Here is a 16,832-nt window from a genome sequence, read left to right on the forward strand (position 1 = left end):
CCTCTGAGGTTAGACTGCGTTTTGTTGCGTCATAGGCTGCCTGAATCTGCGCCGAGTAGCACATAAATGCCTCCGTTTCCTGTTTCCAGGATACGCATTCTCCGGAGCATGGTGAGCGCACCGAATACGTGGTTTGGAGGTTCCAGGATACTTGCGCGGCATCGACCCTGGGGTCCACGATTCGTCATCAATGAAAATTTCGGCTCATTGATGGCGACTCGCCAAGCAGATGGGACATGTCGATATGCGGCCGTCGCGCAGCACTATCGGTGCGTTCATCGTCTGCCTGACACGCGTGTCGGCCGCGAGCGCGTTCGGATGGTCCGCGTCGAGATGCCAGCAGGTCATCCGGTTGTTGAGGAGAACCCCGGTGCCGCCCAACGTGACAGCCGAACCGAATGCGTTATTGAGGCTCTGGATCGCCGAGACCGCATTGCCTTCACCATCGATCGTGCAAAAGTAAGTGGTGTTGCCCGCGTGCCGACGCGCCGTCGTGACCGACGACGCCGCCTGCCAAGCTTCGCGCAGATCGATACTTGCCGCGCGCTTTCGATCGATCCGCGCAATTAGCGCATCGATAAATCGCTCGTCGAGCAGTTCGTCGACGGGAACAGGTCTGCGGCGCGGATCGCTCGCATATCGCTCACGAACGGCGAAGGCGAGCTTCTTCGCTTCGACCAGCAGGTGCAGCGTGTCGGCCGACAAATACCCAAGCTCGGACAGATCGAAACGCTCGAGAATTTTCAACGCAACCAGATGAGCGAAGCCGGTCGAATTGGGCGGCGTCTGCCGGACTTCGAAGCCGCGATACCGAATATCGATTGGCGTTTGCACCTCGCAGCGGCTTGGAGCCCGGTCGTGCACCACGACAGGCGGAATGAGATTTTGCGTCGGTCCGCTGCTACATCTAACCTGCTGTCGCTCGTCCCAGAAGGTAGCAGAACAGGCGGCGAACATGTGCCGGGAAGGCGACCCGCGATGTAAGCGCGTTGCGAGCCTCATTGAAGACGTCGTTGGTGGTGTGGCGGGCACACGGCCGCGACAGACAGTTAGAGTTGCGTCCACATATTATCGGAGCTGGCGACGGCACACGTAGCGGCGCGGAGAATATCAGGCTATCCGCCGCTTGCGCGACGCCTTTGACCGCGGAGGCATCCAGCGAGTAACGACAATCGTTGACGCATTTGAAGTTCCTTCTTCTGTCCATCGAAAAGAAGCGGCCATCGCTTTAGGCGCGCCTCGGCGATTTGTCTCCACGAAGACCTCAAGTCGAGAGCGACTGCTTCGAGCCATCCTCCGCGCTTTGCGGTGTGTAAGGACTTCCCGTCTTTACAGGTTCCGGTCTGACTACAGTCTTCATCCACTTGCCTCGCGCAGCTCATTACCGGCAGGTCAATTCCAACCTGCACCGGAGTCGATGTGTGTGGGCCGGGAAACGCGGACGTGCCATCGCTCAAAGGCGTCGACACGTCCGTTTTGATTGCGCCGCGCAAGTGCAGGGCCGCGACATTGGCCCATCGCACACATACGACGCCCGAACGTCTACGAAAGCTCTGCCGTGGACACCCATGGCATCTGCTTCAACCGCGCGAGGACGGTGCCGAGCGACCCGGTGGTCGCTTTGGCAAACGAAATTGTCATGTCCTCGAAGTCATGTTTTCTGCTGGCTGCTACCTGCACGCGCTCAATGTCGCCGGCGACCGGCATCAGCACCTGCCATATGGCAGTCACCCGCATACCGCCGCTTCTTGCCTGAATCTTGATTTGATGATGCGTAGGCACTAACAGTGTTGCAACTTCCGCTGTCATTTCTCCAACTCTCTCAGTATTAGTTTGTCGTTGTTTGCGTGCGCAGGCCGTACTCTCATCCGCGCACATGTGCACTATTCATGCAATTTGTCGGCCCTCATATCGCCGTCCCTACCGCGATCACGTTGATGCTGTCACTCCACGCGATGTTTTCAATTCAGCGATCTCTCCGCTCACGCAAGAACGCACTGCATTTGCAGCAAGTGCGGCATGCAATGGACCGTAGACAAGGACCCACGGGCGCATTTCGAGGAAACATTCTAATCGGGGAATGTGACGGAAGCTTGTTGAAAGTTTTCGGTGAATACCCCTATTGGTCGGGCGATTAAGGCGCCTTGGGCGCGCCGAGGGCACCGCGCCGCTTCCTGAGCGCATGTCACGCTTTGCGCTACCGGGCAACGAACAAATCGCGGATGAAAACTGCAACCGGCGTCTAAACGTCCGTTTCACAGCCATCGTTAAACGCGGCCTGCGATCCAGCGGAAGTCGGCAACCGGGGCGGCGCTGCAGCTGAGGCGCCACCACTCGCTCGTTCACGCCATCCGTTGGAACTAACCGATGGGCGATGTCGAAGCAAACCAGCCGTTCGAGCGACACTGCTTTCATCCATCGAAGGACCGCCGTTGGTCCACCAGCGCCCCACGGTCGAGCGCGACGGTCGCCGCGCCGTGCGCTCCATGCAAAGGCGAATACGCGAGGACGGAGCTGAGGTTGCCGTTTTGCCCCTCTTGAAACCGTATTACTGGTTCATTGACGAACCGTCGATTTTCATTCGAATGCTCGAGGCAGTCGGTCGTTACAGTACGCCGCAATGGCGAAGATCAAATGCCACCGACCAGCATGTCGGTCTGACGGGTGTGTCGTCAGGTTGAGGCGAAAACGTGGCTACGTCGTCAGCCGCCCATCGCAAAGTGTCCATTCGAAACACGCACTGCGCTATCGAGAAGTGTTCCGTCCGATCACGAGGACTAGACCCGGAAACAAATATGGCTCAACGGGCTCAGTGAAACCCTTCGATTGCGTGTACTCGCTCTTTGGTGGCGTCCACGAAGCAGCTGCTCTGCTCCACTTGCTGCAAGCTGCCTCCGTCAAATTCTTTGCCCGCCGCATTGCACTTCGCATCACGCACCTTGATCCACTGGCGTTCCTCATTCCTCAGTCGCTCCTTACCCGACGCGTCCAGACGCGCCATCGTGGATTTGTAGACTGCATTGAGCCGTTTGTCGGCCTTGCTGTTCTCCGTGCCAAGGCAATCAAGGATGGTCGCTGTAACCCCGGTCTCCTCTGCGGCGGCGCACGCGTCGTGGCCGCTCGCTGTCGCCGCTTTTGCAACCGTGCAGAGCAGCGACCCCGAAATACAGCAGGAAATCAGAAGCCGACTTAACTTGTTCATGTAATCCCCCAGTCGCGATGTGCACGTTATCGGCAGGCGCATCGCTATCGCTCGAAAAGCGATGGAGAGCCGATGCGCAGGTCTCCACCGCGTCAACCAGCGTGTCGGTTACGACACGTGGGCTTAGAAAGTTGCAACCGCCTTGGCCTTGTCCGATGACGACGTCGGCAAGGTGATGACTTTACCTGCGCTTGCGATCTTCACGAGACCGTCGCCGATCTTCGCGGTGTTCACCGCTTGCGAGCTAACCGACGACACCACATCCTTGAGCGCAGCGAGGCGGCCCACCAGCACCGGATTCGCAGCAACGCCCGTCACCAGTGCGCGGCTGCCGTCCGCCAGTTGTTTGTCCTTTAGCACGCCCAACATGTAGGTGAAGGCCGCGTTGCCGAATGCCTTCAATTTCTCTTTGCTCATGCCATTCAGCTTCTGCTGAATGTCTGCGCTAGCGAGTTGCTTTTGCGTTGCGGTGACCTCGTCATCCTTGATTTTGTCGATGGCAGCCTGTTGTTCCTTAGGGTCCGCAATCGTTCGCGCCTGTGCCATACCCGCTTCGTACTTCTCAATATCTGCTTTGTCCGCGAGTGCACGGAAGATGTAATCGGTCGAAGACGCGATCATGGCGTCCGCGTCCTGCGCGGTCTTGATGAATACGTCGATATCTGCGGCAGACACGTTGCTGGATGCCGCGCCGCCGCTCACGCCCGGAATCGCCGAGGTCAGGCTGCTGATACCGAATGCCGATGCCTGCGGTGCGTTGATCGCCAATGCGGTCGCCAACAGCGAGCCGAAGAGAATGGAGTACTTTTTCATTTGGTCTGGTCCTTGGTTGGAGTGAGGTCTTAGTTGTTCTTGATGAACTGCTTGATGACACTATCGAGATTGCCGCGCGTATCCGCGTCAAGATCGATGTTCTGCAACGCGCCGAGGTTTTGCGCATCCGTAGACGACGGATAGCTGTTGGTTGTGAAGCCATGCTGCAAAATGAGCTGGCCCAACGTGTTGCCATTCGCTGTTTCGCGATATGCGAGCTTCACGTCATAGACGGTCGCGCAAATACCATCGCTGCATTTTTGATCTTTCCGGTCGATGCGGTTCAGGGCTTCGAGACAACGGTCATATGATGCTGGCTTTAGTTCGAGCGACTTCGCAAAACCGGACTGACCGTTCACCCGTGCGTTCACGAACGCCGCCAGCGACGGATCGACGAGCGTAACCGGAGCATGCGTCGCACTCGCGTAAGCGAGCTGATTGAAGCGTTCGAGCGAAAACGAGCCGATCTGGTTCTTGTCGGAAGGACAGAACGCGAGGCGCTGCGCGCCTGCGCCCGCGCCCGCGACACTGTCGACCAGCACCACGTCGCCGCTCGATGGCCGTGGCGGTTTGCCCGCTACGGGCAGTACGGGCGCCGCGGTGACCTTGCTGCCATCGCGGCCTGTGACGTTTGCATCCCACACCGGCACCAATGCGTTTTCGGCGATGCCGCCCGGGCGCCCCGCGTCATGATAGACGCGCACCGTATCGCCGGGCTGAAGCACCATGCCGGCGTCGTCGATCGTGAACGAATCGGATGACGCGTCGCTCACCTTCAAGGTGACAGGCGTGAAACGGACTTCCTTGCTGAAGCGATCCGCCAGCTCCGTCAACGCGTTTTTCAAAACAACTTCCTTGCGGTCCGCGACACTGAACCCGGACTGGTTCGTGACCGTATCATCGATGCGCTGATTGACGTCGGCCGCGTACAGCACGCGGCCATCGCGCGACAGCAGTTCTGCAAATGCCCAGGCCTGATAGCTTTGACGCGTCTTGTAGCTGAGATTCGTCGCGAGCGTGTAGTTGCGTGCCGGCGGCAACATCATGCGGACAAAGAAGTCCGGCAACGCCCGATTGCCACTGACTTCGTGCCCGATTCCCGTATGGCTGTCAATCGAAGCCTGGACCTGACTGAAGTTCGCATTCAGCGGCAGTGTCGCGAACGGCGCGCTGCTGCCCAGCTTGTCGGTAAATAGCTGCGTGCTGACGGCCTCGGATAGATCGGTGTTGCTGTCGCTGACGAGTGCGAGCACGCGGGGCTTCTTCACGTCGGAGAGCGCCATCGTGACAGGGCGGCTGAACGTCGCGCCTTCTTTCGCCGTACCCAGCACGGGTACGGCCACCGCATAGTTCCGCCCGGCATACTCGACGCGCAATTGCGCGTCATCGCTATCCAGTATGTCGCCTTTGCCGATGCCCGACTGATAGCCGTTGTCGAGAATTGCAAAGCCGCGCCAGGTATCCGCCACTTTTGTCTCTACGACGTACGGCTTGAACTGGCTCGCCGCGGTATCGAGCGTGCTGTCCAGCAGCGCGCCGAAACCTGCACGATAGGCGGCGGCGACTTTTGCTTCGACATCGGCGCGCGCCAATGAGTGCGAGACGGTCAGCACTTCATAACGCGTCTTGCTGAACGACTGCAGTACCTCGCCTGTGACAGGATTGCTGATATAGACACTCAGCGTGATCGGCAGATAGATGTCCATGGTGCCATCCGTCTTCTCGATCTGGTACCGGGAGACGCGCGTCACCTGCACCGACAGTGCCAGCGTGCGCAAACGATTCTTGCTGTCGATCGTCGTTTCCAGCGCCTGGAAATGCGCCTGCGCGCGCTGCTGCAACAAGGCCACCGTCTGCCCGATATCGAGCGAACCGCGAAAGGCCGGATCGATCTTGCTACTGCCCGACGGTGTGCCGTCGGTCGCGGCTGTATCGTCGAAGAAAATGCCCGGCACTACATAGAGGCCGACGCCCGTTGCTGCATGGCCATGCGCCGCCGCACCTGCCAGCGCAAGTGCCGCGATCAATTTGCGCGCCTTCGTACGCATGTCAGTGCACTCCCTTCTTACAGCCGTTCATGCACAGCGTAATCACGTTACCGTCCACGGCCGAGTCGAGGCTCGCAAACTGCGGACTGCCTGCCAGCGCCATCGCGACGGCCTGATCGAGCGGGTCGCTGCCGTGATATGTCGCGATGACCTCGAGCTGCCCCGAGCCCGCCTGACGCTGCGTTGCCTTGTCGAGGCCCGGCACGTTCTTCAATGCCTGGCTGAACGACGTACGCGTCATCAACGACAGGTTGTCGCCCGTCAAACGTATCGTGTATTGCGCACCGTACATCGTGCGCTTCTTAACGAATTCCTGTATCCGCTTGCCGACCTGATTGCCCAGACTGCCGGCCAGCTTCACTGCCAGACGCGCCCGGCAGTCGTCGGACGACGCACCGATCGCGGCTTCTGACTGTGTGGCCGAGCCGATGTCTTCGCCCGTCTTCGTCGAGAATGTCTTGGTGCTTGCAACGCCCGTGCACGACTCCTGGCCAGAATTTTTGTCGATACCGACGTCGTAGATGACCGAGGAGCCGATCATCAGATAATCGGCTGTCGCATCCTTGCGCGCGTAATCGACGTATTTGGCGAGTTCGGCGCTGTTCTCGAGCTGGTCGAGCGTAATCGCCCGATCGCCGAAATAGCGGCTCTTGAACAGCGCGTTGTCGAGCACCTTGATGTCGAGGTCACCCAACTGACCCTTGAGTTCGTTGTAGGTGTAGTTCTTTCTGTCCGGACCCGTGTTTTGCGGCTGGTACTTGACGAGCTTGCGGTAATACGTGTTGTCGTGATCTTCGGCGTTGACGTTGTGCGCATAGGCCGACTGGGACGACGACGCTGCTGCGACCTTCGTGCTCTGCGCCGCAGCCACGTCGCGCGACGCGGCGCCCGCTGCCTGATGGCTCCTCTCACCCGACGCATCGTAGCGCCCCGAATCTCGGCCAGCGACGGCGGCGGCATTGCCGTATCCATCCTGAGCCGCGCCCGCTACTCGTGTGTCGTGAGCGGCGCTCACACGATTAGCCGACTTATCGTTGACGGCGAACGCCGCCTGCTCCTTCGACGCATAAGCGGAATTGCTGCTCGCCGCGAATGCAGCGCTCTTCGAGCTTGCTGCGGCTTCTTTCTCGTTGTAATGCGAGCCTTCTTCGTGACGGAATTCCGTCAGTTCTTCAAGTGGCGCATGCAAATTTGTCGGCGTCGTGAAGAACTCATCCATCATCACCAGAATCGGCTGGCTCCGCGTTGCCGTCGTATTCAATGCGAGGCCGAGATCACTGATCTCTGTGCGCAAGGCTTTGTCGTCCATACGCAAGGTGACGCTTACCTGATACTGCCCATCTGCAGAACTCGGCGTCGCGTTATAGAACGACTCGTCTCCGACCTGAACGACAAGGTCATCGAGCTTCGACTGAACGTCGGGACTTTTGCTCGTACCCGCACCCACGACCTTGTCCAGCGCCGCAAGGACTGCGTTGCGTTTCGCCTGCCTAAGCGCCGTCGTGCGCACTGAGTTGATATCGCCCGTAATGGCAGTGGTTCCCACGCCGCGCGCCTCGATATCCATGGCATGCGCTGCTGGTGTCAGGACGAGCGCCGCCATTGCTGCTACGCGCAGCTCCTTGTTGATTGCTTTCATGTTGGTCTGTTTTATTTCGTATTGGGAATCGTGACGGATACGTCGCCGGCACGCACGACGGTGCCGGTTGCCGTTTCGGCAATTGAGGTGTCGCCCGCCTGTGCGGCTGGCTGGACGAGCCCGAAGCGCGCTAGCAGCGCGCGGTACTCGCCCGATGAGCGGATGCCATCAAGATAGTGGTCCTCATCGACACGAATGGTATCGCGCATGCCGTGCTTGAGGGCACTCTCCAGCGCAGCAAGCGCACCCAGACGGCTCCCGGACGCGGCCTTCGCGTCAGCCGCGACAAGCCATGTATCGACATTGGCCGGATCTTGCGTGGCGAGCTTCTCGGCTAGCGATGCGGCCAGCCCGAAGTTCTTCTGGTCGAGAGCTGCCCGGACTGCGTCGACTGAGACCTTCGTGTCTCCCGACGTCGCTACATTGCTGTGATCGCGCGACCCGCATGCTGACACGAGAAACAGGCAGGCGAGCGTGAGCGACGCAACTTTCAAGTTGCAGCACATATGGGTGGTCTCCCCGTGAGAAATTTTTTGCGGGCCGGGTGCAGGAGTTTGTTTTTTACAGACTCGCACGTCTGCGTTCACTCTCGTCACTGGCGGCCTGCGCCATCTTTGCCGCTATTTAAAACGAACACCTTGCAGATATTCGTGAGCCCGTTCGGTCCGTGCGTCGTCGCATGTGATCCTTCGAAAATCTGCAGCGTCTTATCTCGATTTACAAACGGCGCCAGCCCAGATGCGCACTGTTTTTCGCGCGCTCATATTAAACAAGTTCGAAGGAATTGCAACAACAATCGTTTTATTTTTTATAACGATATTTTGCGCCCGCCCCGAGGGCCAATAGACGTCCTTCGCAGTAGACGGATCCCGTCGCGAAAGTGATCCTGTGAAACGCCCCAATCGCCATAGCAGACGCGCAGGTACCGGCATCAACGTGCCGACAGGTTGGCGGATTCCTGGGTGGCCTTTCGGACTCGCGATACCGCAACGGCCGCTTCAGAGGCACAACCTGTCGTCTGTTGTAGCGCGATGCCCCGAAACACCTTGCGGATCGTCTAAACTGCAGAATCGACGCATAGGCCTTTCCCGCTCGGCTGTCCCGCCATGGCGCACATCTTCTTCGCTGCTTCGATTCAACGGCATATCGCAACGCCCGAGCGCGAGATCGACGCGCGCAAGCTCGGCGAAGCACTGGAGGCCGTCTTCGCCGCGCAACCTCGACTGCGCGGGTACATCCTTGACGATCAAGGCTCACTGCGAAAGCATCTCGCCGTGTTTGTCGACGGACGGCCGGTGCGCGACCGACAACATCTGTCCGATGCGCTCGGCGAGGAAAGCCGGGTTTACGTCATACAGGCGTTGTCGGGCGGATAAGAAGATTCCGCTCTTACTCCAGGAGACACTCCACATGAGCGATCGATTGCTTGTTGCAACCCGCAAGGGATTGTTCGTTCTGCAAGCCGACGGCGAGGGCGGCTGGACGCTCGGTGAGCCTTATTTCGTCGGCGAGCCGGTGAGTATGGTGCTGTCTGATCCGCGCGACGGTTCGCTGTATGCCGCGCTCAACCTCGGCCACTTCGGCGTGAAGCTGCATCGCCGGCGCGCGGGCATAGAGGATTGGGAAGAATGCGCTGTCCCCGTCTACCCGCCGCAGCCTGCCGACGAGACGCATACCGGTGACGGCGCGGACACGAGCGCGGACAACGCGAGCGCGGCCGTGCCCAGCCCGCCGGCCCCTCCCTGGACGCTCCAGCAAATCTGGTCGCTCGAAACCGGCGGCCCGGACGAGCCGGGCGTCCTGTGGGCCGGCACGATTCCCGGCGGCCTCTTCCGCTCCGACGATAGCGGCGACACATGGGTGCTCAACCGTGCGCTGTGGGATCGCCCGGAGCGCCGAGAATGGTTCGGAGGCGGCTACGACGCGCCCGGCATCCATTCCGTGATGGTCGATCCGCGCGACAGCCGGCACGTGACAATCGGCGTGTCGTGTGGCGGCGTCTGGCAAACCGCCGACGGCGGCGCGACCTGGCGCGTAAGTGCCGAAGGCATGGAGGCCGACTACATGCCGCCGGAGCGGCGCGGCGATGCCAACGTGCAAGACCCGCACCGCGTCGTGCAATGCGCGGCAAGCCCAGAGGCGCTGTGGACGCAGCATCACTGCGCAATCTTCCGCTCGACCGACGGCGCGGCGCACTGGCAGCGGATCGAAGCGCAGCCGTCGAGCTTCGGCTTCGCGGTTGCCGTGCATCCGCGCGAGCCGGACACCGCGTGGTTTGTGCCCGCCGTGAAAGACCAGTGCCGCATCCCGGTGGACGGCCAGTTCGTCGTCACGCGCACACGCGACGGCGGCCGCACGTTCGAGCGTTTCTCGAACGGGTTGCCGCCTGCACCGGCGTATGACCTCGTGTATCGGCACGGGCTCGCTGTAGATGACTCTGGCACGCGCCTCGCGATGGCGTCGACCACCGGCGCGCTATGGACGTCCGACGACGGCGGCGAAAGCTGGCATTTGATTTCGGCGCATTTGCCGCCTGCTTATTGTGTTCGGTTTGGATGAGAGCACGAGGCGGGCTGGTGAGATGTAGCTCGGCTTGTCACAAGAGACTTTTTGACACTTTGCCGAACGTCTGATCAGCACCGGCAGTCACGCGGACGTGCGAGAGACAGCTTTTGGCGGGAGGCGGCTCATTTTCGCCAATCGAATGGCCGTTTGCAGGTGCGGAGCCGCCCCTGTGCGTCCGGGAGAATGATTCTGACGAATGGCCGTTCCTGGCCCGGTTGCGGAAGACTGAAATCGAAGCCGTCGCCTCAGCATCTTGGCAGCGTAGCTGATTCACATAAAAAATTATCAGCTTTGGGTTTGTCGCACGCCCAATTTGAAATGTCGCATTCCGACGAAACTCAGTCTCCCGCCAAGAGCGCCCGCACCAGGCGGACGCTCTTGATCAAACTGAAGATCAGCGATCCGCAAGCTTGCCCGAAATCGCCCGCACCGCGAACGCCCCGATGACCATGAATCCCGCGACCGCATAGAGCCCGATGCTGTTGTTGTGCGTGGTCACGTTGAGCCAGCCGACCATATAGGGCGACACGAAGCCCGCGAGATTGCCGACGCAATTGATGCCCGCGATGCCCGCCGCCGCGGACGTGCCGGCGAGGAACGCGGCGGGAATGCCCCAGAACAGCGAAAGCGCCGACAGGATGCCCGCTGCCGCCACGCTCAGCGCGATCACCGCGAGCGCCGGTTGATGCCCCACGTAACCGCTCGCCGCAAAGCCGATCGCACCGATCACGAGCGCCACCGAGAAATGCATGCGCCGCGAGCGGAACTTGTCGGCGCTCATACCGGTGAGAATGATCGCCGGAATTGCGACGATATACGGAATCGCCGAGAGCCAGCCGATCAGCTCGATATTCGTGAGCCCGCTGTCCTTGATGATCGACGGCAACCAGAAGCTGAGGCCATAGAGGCCGATGATCTGGCAGAAGTACACGCCGCACAGCTTCCAGATGTTGACGTCGGAGAGGAACTCGCGCGCGTTGTGGTGCGAGGTCTTGTCCGCTTCCTCGCGTTCGACCGCATGCGTGACGAGGCGCTTTTCATCGTCGGTCAGCCACTTCGCCTGACTCGGTTTGTCGACCATGAGCCACAGCACCATGATGCCGACGATCAGCGCCGGAATCGCTTCGATCAGGAAGAGCCATTGCCACGCGGCCATTACGCCCGAATGTCTGAACGCAGACAGGATCCAGCCCGACAGCGGGCCGCCGACGATGCCCGCGAGAGGAATCGCGATGTAATACACGCCGTACGCGAAGCCGCGCCTTTTTGCGGGGAACCAGTACGTGAGATACAGCATGATGCCCGGCGAGAAGCCCGCTTCGGCGACACCCAGCAAAAAGCGCACCAGATAGAACTGGGACGGCGTCTTCACGACGAGCGTGAGCGCCGAGATGATCGCCCACGTGATCATGATGCGCGCGATCCAGCGCCGCGCGCCCACGCGATGCAGAATCAGATTGCTCGGCACTTCGAAGATGAAGTAGCCGATGAAGAAGATGCCGGCGCCCAGGCCATAGACGGCATCGGAGAAGCCGAGATCGGACAGCATCTGCAGCTTCGCAAAGCCTACGTTCACGCGATCCAGATAATTGCTGAGATAGCACAGCACGATGAACGGCATAATGCGCCATGTGATCTTGCGATACACGTCCACCGTGCCGGATTGTGCGACGCCTAGCGTTTCGCTGATTTGGCTCATGTCTCCTCCGTCGCCCTTTGCCGGGCGTTGAGAGTGCGAAGCGCCCGGGCCATCGAATGGACCGGGCGCACGGGATCAAACAACGTTCATGTCTTTAGCTGGCGAGTTTTTGCGCGGGCACCTCCAGCTTCATCTCGGCGCGGAAGATGTCTTCCATTTCGCGTCGCACGCGCACCGATTCCTTGTTGGCGTCGAATGCGACGTCGCTCCAGCGCACGGGCTGTCCCGCCGCGACCGGACGTTGCAGCACGACGTTATGCGCGAGCCCGATGGGCAATGCGCCCTGAATCAGCGAATCGGCGGCGGGCATCAGCTTGCCGTAGACGGTATGGCCGCCCTCGCCGTCCAGACGCTCGCCCGCACGCAGATCGCGCTTCGCCGTGGCCGCGACGTCGCCATGAAAGCCCGTCGTCGCGCCCGTCGCTTCGCCGCGCACGGCGATGCTCGCGATCGATTGCCCGAGCTCGAGGCCGATCAGGTGATACGGCTTGTACATCGCGGCGAAGCGGCCCGTGCTGTCGGTCTTGAGGCCGTATTGCGCAAAGCAGTCGCGCACGTAATCGGTCGGCGCTTCGAAGACCGCATACACGCCCCAGCGCAGATCGCGGAACACGGGGCGGCCATCGCGTTCGAGCGACGACACTACTTCCACGCTTCCGCGATGCGGCAGGATGCCGCCGTCCGATGCCGGGCGCAGCAAGCTCGGCAGATCATCGACGCCGCATGCGGGGAACGCGAGGCCATCGGCGGGTGGACGCAGATCGCAGGCATTGGACACCGCCGCCATTTCGAGCGCGGACTTCGTGCCGTCGAGAAACGAGTTGAACATCTGCGCGTTGAAGTCGCCGGAGCCGACCTGCTCTTCGGTGAATCCGTAGTGACCCCAGACGGTGTCGGGCGTCGATTGATGATAGATGGGCAGGTACTTCGTGCCCTTCCCCGCGCAGATCACTTCCATGCCGATGGTGCGCGCCCAGTCGACGATCTCCGCGATGAGCGCGGGCTGGTCGCCCGATGCCATCGAATAGAGGATGCCCGCTTCCTCGGCGCGGCGCGCGAGCAGCGGACCGGCGAGCACATCCGCTTCGACGTTGACCATCACGATGTGCTTGCGATGCTTGCAGCACAGAAGCGCGTGATGAATGCCCGCCGCGGGGCTGCCCGTCGCGTCGATGACGATATCGACGTGATCGCTCGCGATCATCGCGTCGGCGTCGTCGGTGATGAACGTCGAGCCGTTGGCTCTTGCTTCGGTCCATGAACGCGCGGAATAGCGCGCTTCTTCCCAGCCCACGCGCTTCAGCGACGCGCGCGCGCGCTCGGGCGACAGATCCGCCACCCCGACCAGATGAATGCCCGGCGTGCGCGGCGCCTGCGACAGATACATGGAGCCGAATTTCCCCGCGCCGATCAGACCAACCTTCACTGGCTTGCCTTCCTGGGCGCGGGTATTGAGTTTCGCGATGAGCGACATGTTGTGTGTCTCCTGAATTGTCAGCGCTTTCGCGACCGGTGCGAGGCGCCGCGTTCTCTGTGTTCGCAGAGTTCAGGGAGAAGATAGCAGCATGTTTTTTGCAATAGAATGGGCAAATTGGCAACCGCTTTGTGCAGAAATTCACATGCGTGGCTTCGACTGGGACGACATTCAGGCATTCCTCGCCATCTCGCGCGCAGGCCGGCTCACGGTCGCGGCGCAACAGATGGGCGTCGATCATTCGACCTTGAGCCGGCGCGTCGCCGCGCTGGAAAAGGCCTTGGGCGCAAGGCTTTTCGATCGCAGTTCGCTCGGCTTCGTGCTCACGCCCGAAGGCGAGCGCGCGCTCAGCGACGCGGAAGCCATGGAGAGCCTTGCGATGCGCATGCGCCAGCGGCTGGAAGATGCGTCGATCGGTCTGACGGGCAGCGTGCGCATCGGCACGCCGGAGGGATTCGGCACCTATTTCCTCGCGCCGCGCATCGCGCAAATAGCAGCCGTGCACCCGCAACTGGAGATCGAGCTGATCGCGAATCCGCGCATGTTCAGTCTTTCGAAGCGAGAGGCCGATCTCGCCGTCAGCATGACGCGGCCCGCGCAAGGGCGCGTGTATGCGCACAAGCTGACCGACTATGCGTTAGGCGTCTATGCGTCACGCGATTATCTGGAGCGGCATCGGAAGATCGCGTCGCGGCGCGATTTGCTGAAGCATCCGTGGGTCGGATATGTCGAGGATCAGATGTGGTCCGCCGAGTTGAACTATCTGCCGCAGATTTCGAATTCTCTCGTGCCGACGATTCGCATTTCCAATGTCATCAGTCAGGCGGCCGCCGTGTCGGGCGGAGTCGGACTCGGCGCGTTGCCGTGCTTCATCGCGCGCACCGATCCCAATCTCGTGCGCCTGTTTCCCGAACAGATTGCGTTATCGCGGTCGTATTGGCTCGTGACGCTCGCGGAAACACGCGATGTCGCGCGCGTCAGATGGCTCGCGGACTTCATCCGCAATGAATGTGCGGGGAGGTGGTTTCTGGAGGATTCGCTGGAAGCAGTCAATCAAACTACCCACGGTGCAATTACTTGATGATCAACGTCGCGAGGTAACGCGGCTCATCGAACATCGTCGCGAGCTGGAACAAAAACAGAAAGGCGAGCATGTAGGCCACGGCCGGCCGATATTCCATGAATCGCACGAACACCGGCGCGATGCGGGAGCGTATCGGCTTGCGTGTCAGCAGCCATGCGCAAAATGCGCCGATGAGCGCGCCTCCGATGACGTCGGTCGGATAATGCAGCCTCACATAGACGCGCGGTAGACACACGAAGACCGCGCAGTCTGTATGCGACTGTTGAAGCATTCGTTCGTCTTGGACACTACCGAGTTCGTCTGCCCCTTGACAGCGAGGGCCAACTGAGGAGCGTTGCGCGACGCAACCTGCGTCACACCATCAACACCTGCGTAGCGGAAACAGATTGTGAGCCCGCATGCAGCGATACTCAACAGGACGCTTGCGGCGAGCGCCGCGGGAGCAGCATCAAACCACAACAGCGACCGCTCCGTGCGGCCGATCAGAGTAACGCAACCGCATGGCGATGCGATCAGATCCCGGCCAACGGCGGGCAATAGCAACATTGCCCCAGCGACGACTCCTACGATGATGCGAGCTTCCAGCTCCCAGGATAACGGGTGTGCTTCGAGGAGCGTCCACTGTAGCGTGACGAAAAGAAACATTGCATGCCAGCCGCGCACCCATGGACGACCCGTCGCCAAGGCGAGGCCCGTGATAAAGAAGCCCGTACCCGCGAATTCGTCATACCAGCCACCACCAGCTGGCGCGAGAAATATGCCGCGCCCAAACACCGCTGTGCCGCCTAGGGCGATCAGTGTGCCCATGCTGATCAGACGCGCGCTACAACCTTTCCTTGAAGGGCTCATCGTCGTTTTCTACCGTCCAGAAGCGAGGTGCAAGGTGGACGTGAGCCGCACGTCCATTCAACGCTACGGCAGTAGAAAAACGCAAATGCTTTCTGGATGCCGCCGTGCAGGCGGACGCTTTGGATGCGGTCCGTCATCAGACACGCAGCATTCTCCGTTCCGTCCACTACAGGAGGGCCATGTGCCCCAAAGGCACTACCGCCGGCCACGGTCAGCCTCTCGATACCCTCCCAAGGATCGGTATTTTTGGGACAGATCCGGTAAGTGCGGCCGTCGTCGGCGTTGAGATGTGGCGAGCGATCAAGCAGAACGTGCGGCTCATGGGGAGCGTGGGTTGACGTCCGCGAACAGGGTCATCACGCCACAAGGCGACCGTTCGGTTGCGGCCGCACGCGAAGCCCGCAGGCCCGACCACACATGGCTTGTCGCAACTGATCCCCGGCCAGCTCCCTTTACACAGATTTGCCGGGGTTTAGGGCCAACGGGAGAGTCATCGTCGATGCCTCAGACCAATGAAGTCCCTCCTCTCCGGCCTTCGTGAGGGGAGCCCTCACCCTGAACGACGTCGATCGGCTCGCATTCGGCGAACATGCCGCGCATCGCGTCGAGCTTACGGCGGAACGTGCGACGAATGTCGTCGTCGACATCGCACACGCCGAAATCCTCGGTCCAGCCCACACGCAGGCGGCTCAAATCGATCTCGCGCGGCGCGAGAAACGCCTCGACATCCACGTCATAGCTGAGCGGATCGCCGCTATCGAGCCCGGCCGTCGCCGCGAGTTGCAGACGCGCCTCAGCGACGTTGCGCCCCATCGGCCCGACCACTGAAATGGGCGTCCAGCCCAGCAGCTTGCGCGGACTTGGCACGAGCCCCGGCGACGGACGAAACCCCACCACGCCGCACAAAGCAGCGGGAATGCGCAGCGAGCCGCCCGTGTCGGAACCCTTGCATACCGGCAGCATGTCGCACGCGAGCGCGGCGGCCGAACCGCCCGACGAGCTGCCCGCATTCCGGTTCGGATCGAACGGATTGCCCGTCGCGCCCCACACGGGATTGCGCGTATTCGCCCCCGCGCCCAGTTCCGGCACGTTAGTCTTGCCGACGACGATCGCGCCTGCTGCCCGCAAGCGCGCGATGAGCAGGTTGTCCTCGCTCGGCACCAGGTCGCGATACAGCGGCGAGCCGTGCGTGGTGAGCAAGCCGGCCGTGGCTTCGAGATCCTTGATGCCGGCGGGCAAACCATGCAGCAGGCCCAGCGGCGCGCCGCGCATCACGACGTCTTCCGCCGCTCGCGCCGCGCGCCGGGCCGCGTCGTAGTCGGTCGCGGCCATGGCGTTCACGTACGGATCGAGCGTCTCGATGCGCGCGATGCACGCGTCGGTGAGTTCGACCCGCGATACAGCCTTGCTGCCGATCAACTTGCGCAATTCGGGCGCGGACAGTTCGACGAGACCCATG

The 16,832-nt window shown here is 61.1% G+C and carries 13 protein-coding genes and 1 pseudogene; 3 read left to right on the forward strand and 11 right to left on the reverse strand.

Translation table 11 applies throughout. The annotated features are described in order from the left end of the window. Positions 1–204: 204 nt before the first annotated feature. The 7 genes from VOM14_RS27550 to VOM14_RS27580 all read right to left on the reverse strand — a co-directional run bounded on the left by VOM14_RS27550 (position 205) and on the right by VOM14_RS27580 (position 8,289). Positions 205–1,032 carry a gamma-glutamyltransferase gene (locus tag VOM14_RS27550; RefSeq protein WP_327631895.1) on the reverse strand — a complete coding sequence of 276 codons (828 nt, stop codon included), beginning with the start codon at positions 1,030–1,032 and terminating at the stop codon, positions 205–207. Positions 1,033–1,542: 510 nt separating this feature from the next. Next, positions 1,543–1,809, reverse strand: a complete 267-nt coding sequence (locus VOM14_RS27555; protein ID WP_327631896.1) for a hypothetical protein — start codon at positions 1,807–1,809, stop codon at positions 1,543–1,545. 1,000 nt (positions 1,810–2,809) lie between these two features. Then, entirely contained in the window at positions 2,810–3,202 is a 393-nt protein-coding gene (locus tag VOM14_RS27560; RefSeq protein WP_327631897.1) for a lysozyme inhibitor LprI family protein, read from the reverse strand. Between the two features lie 123 nt (positions 3,203–3,325). Further along, positions 3,326–4,015, reverse strand: coding sequence for a hypothetical protein (locus VOM14_RS27565; RefSeq protein WP_327631898.1), 690 nt, complete (start codon positions 4,013–4,015; stop codon positions 3,326–3,328). A gap of 29 nt (positions 4,016–4,044) precedes the next feature. Then, positions 4,045–6,063, reverse strand: coding sequence for a hypothetical protein (locus VOM14_RS27570; protein ID WP_327631899.1), 2,019 nt, complete (start codon positions 6,061–6,063; stop codon positions 4,045–4,047). 1 nt (position 6,064) lies between these two features. Beyond that, complete coding sequence (locus VOM14_RS27575) at positions 6,065–7,702, reverse strand: hypothetical protein (protein WP_327631900.1); 1,638 nt, start codon at positions 7,700–7,702, stop codon at positions 6,065–6,067. 11 nt (positions 7,703–7,713) lie between these two features. Further along, positions 7,714–8,289, reverse strand: coding sequence for a hypothetical protein (locus VOM14_RS27580; RefSeq protein ID WP_327631901.1), 576 nt, complete (start codon positions 8,287–8,289; stop codon positions 7,714–7,716). A gap of 519 nt (positions 8,290–8,808) precedes the next feature. On the opposite strand from VOM14_RS27580, the gene VOM14_RS27585 reads away from it, so the two are divergent. Then, entirely contained in the window at positions 8,809–9,078 is a 270-nt protein-coding gene (locus VOM14_RS27585; RefSeq protein WP_327631902.1) for a MoaD/ThiS family protein, read from the forward strand. 34 nt (positions 9,079–9,112) lie between these two features. Then, positions 9,113–10,261 carry a WD40/YVTN/BNR-like repeat-containing protein gene (locus tag VOM14_RS27590; protein WP_327631903.1) on the forward strand — a complete coding sequence of 383 codons (1,149 nt, stop codon included), beginning with the start codon at positions 9,113–9,115 and terminating at the stop codon, positions 10,259–10,261. A 400-nt stretch (positions 10,262–10,661) separates the two neighbouring features. Here VOM14_RS27590 and VOM14_RS27595 read toward each other — a convergent pair whose 3' ends face one another. Both VOM14_RS27595 and VOM14_RS27600 read right to left on the reverse strand, forming a co-directional pair. Continuing rightward, complete coding sequence (locus tag VOM14_RS27595) at positions 10,662–11,966, reverse strand: MFS transporter (RefSeq protein WP_327631904.1); 1,305 nt, start codon at positions 11,964–11,966, stop codon at positions 10,662–10,664. A 94-nt stretch (positions 11,967–12,060) separates the two neighbouring features. Then, complete coding sequence (locus tag VOM14_RS27600; protein WP_327631905.1) at positions 12,061–13,440, reverse strand: NAD(P)H-dependent oxidoreductase; 1,380 nt, start codon at positions 13,438–13,440, stop codon at positions 12,061–12,063. A 145-nt stretch (positions 13,441–13,585) separates the two neighbouring features. On the opposite strand from VOM14_RS27600, the gene VOM14_RS27605 reads away from it, so the two are divergent. Beyond that, entirely contained in the window at positions 13,586–14,521 is a 936-nt protein-coding gene (locus VOM14_RS27605) for a LysR family transcriptional regulator (protein ID WP_327631906.1), read from the forward strand. On the opposite strand, the gene VOM14_RS27610 is transcribed toward VOM14_RS27605, so the two are convergent. Both VOM14_RS27610 and VOM14_RS27615 read right to left on the reverse strand, forming a co-directional pair. Further along, positions 14,514–14,795: a phosphatase PAP2 family protein gene (locus VOM14_RS27610; RefSeq protein ID WP_327631907.1), complete on the reverse strand. Its 282-nt coding sequence runs from the start codon at positions 14,793–14,795 to the stop codon at positions 14,514–14,516. The genes VOM14_RS27605 and VOM14_RS27610 overlap by 8 nt on opposite strands. Before the next feature lie 1,127 nt (positions 14,796–15,922). Next, positions 15,923–16,831 (reverse strand): annotated as a pseudogene (locus VOM14_RS27615) (amidase); the annotation flags it as partial. Between the last annotated feature and the right edge of the window lies 1 nt (position 16,832).

The organism is Paraburkholderia sp. MPAMCS5, assembly GCF_036016995.1.
In the GTDB taxonomy this organism is placed as follows: domain Bacteria; phylum Pseudomonadota; class Gammaproteobacteria; order Burkholderiales; family Burkholderiaceae; genus Paraburkholderia.

Excerpts from the sequence above, each read along its gene's own strand:
- VOM14_RS27565 (WP_327631898.1), bottom strand. The coding sequence starts at position 4,015 with ATGAAAAAGTACTCCATTCTCTTCGGCTCGCTGTTGGCGACCGCATTG.
- VOM14_RS27585 (WP_327631902.1), top strand. The coding sequence starts at position 8,809 with ATGGCGCACATCTTCTTCGCTGCTTCGATTCAACGGCATATCGCAACG.
- VOM14_RS27610 (WP_327631907.1), bottom strand. The coding sequence starts at position 14,795 with ATGCTTCAACAGTCGCATACAGACTGCGCGGTCTTCGTGTGTCTACCG.
- VOM14_RS27575 (WP_327631900.1), bottom strand. The coding sequence starts at position 7,702 with ATGAAAGCAATCAACAAGGAGCTGCGCGTAGCAGCAATGGCGGCGCTC.
- VOM14_RS27570 (WP_327631899.1), bottom strand. The coding sequence starts at position 6,063 with ATGCGTACGAAGGCGCGCAAATTGATCGCGGCACTTGCGCTGGCAGGT.
- VOM14_RS27595 (WP_327631904.1), bottom strand. The coding sequence starts at position 11,966 with ATGAGCCAAATCAGCGAAACGCTAGGCGTCGCACAATCCGGCACGGTG.
- VOM14_RS27560 (WP_327631897.1), bottom strand. The coding sequence starts at position 3,202 with ATGAACAAGTTAAGTCGGCTTCTGATTTCCTGCTGTATTTCGGGGTCG.
- VOM14_RS27605 (WP_327631906.1), top strand. The coding sequence starts at position 13,586 with ATGCGTGGCTTCGACTGGGACGACATTCAGGCATTCCTCGCCATCTCG.
- VOM14_RS27555 (WP_327631896.1), bottom strand. The coding sequence starts at position 1,809 with ATGACAGCGGAAGTTGCAACACTGTTAGTGCCTACGCATCATCAAATC.
- VOM14_RS27600 (WP_327631905.1), bottom strand. The coding sequence starts at position 13,440 with ATGTCGCTCATCGCGAAACTCAATACCCGCGCCCAGGAAGGCAAGCCA.
- VOM14_RS27590 (WP_327631903.1), top strand. The coding sequence starts at position 9,113 with ATGAGCGATCGATTGCTTGTTGCAACCCGCAAGGGATTGTTCGTTCTG.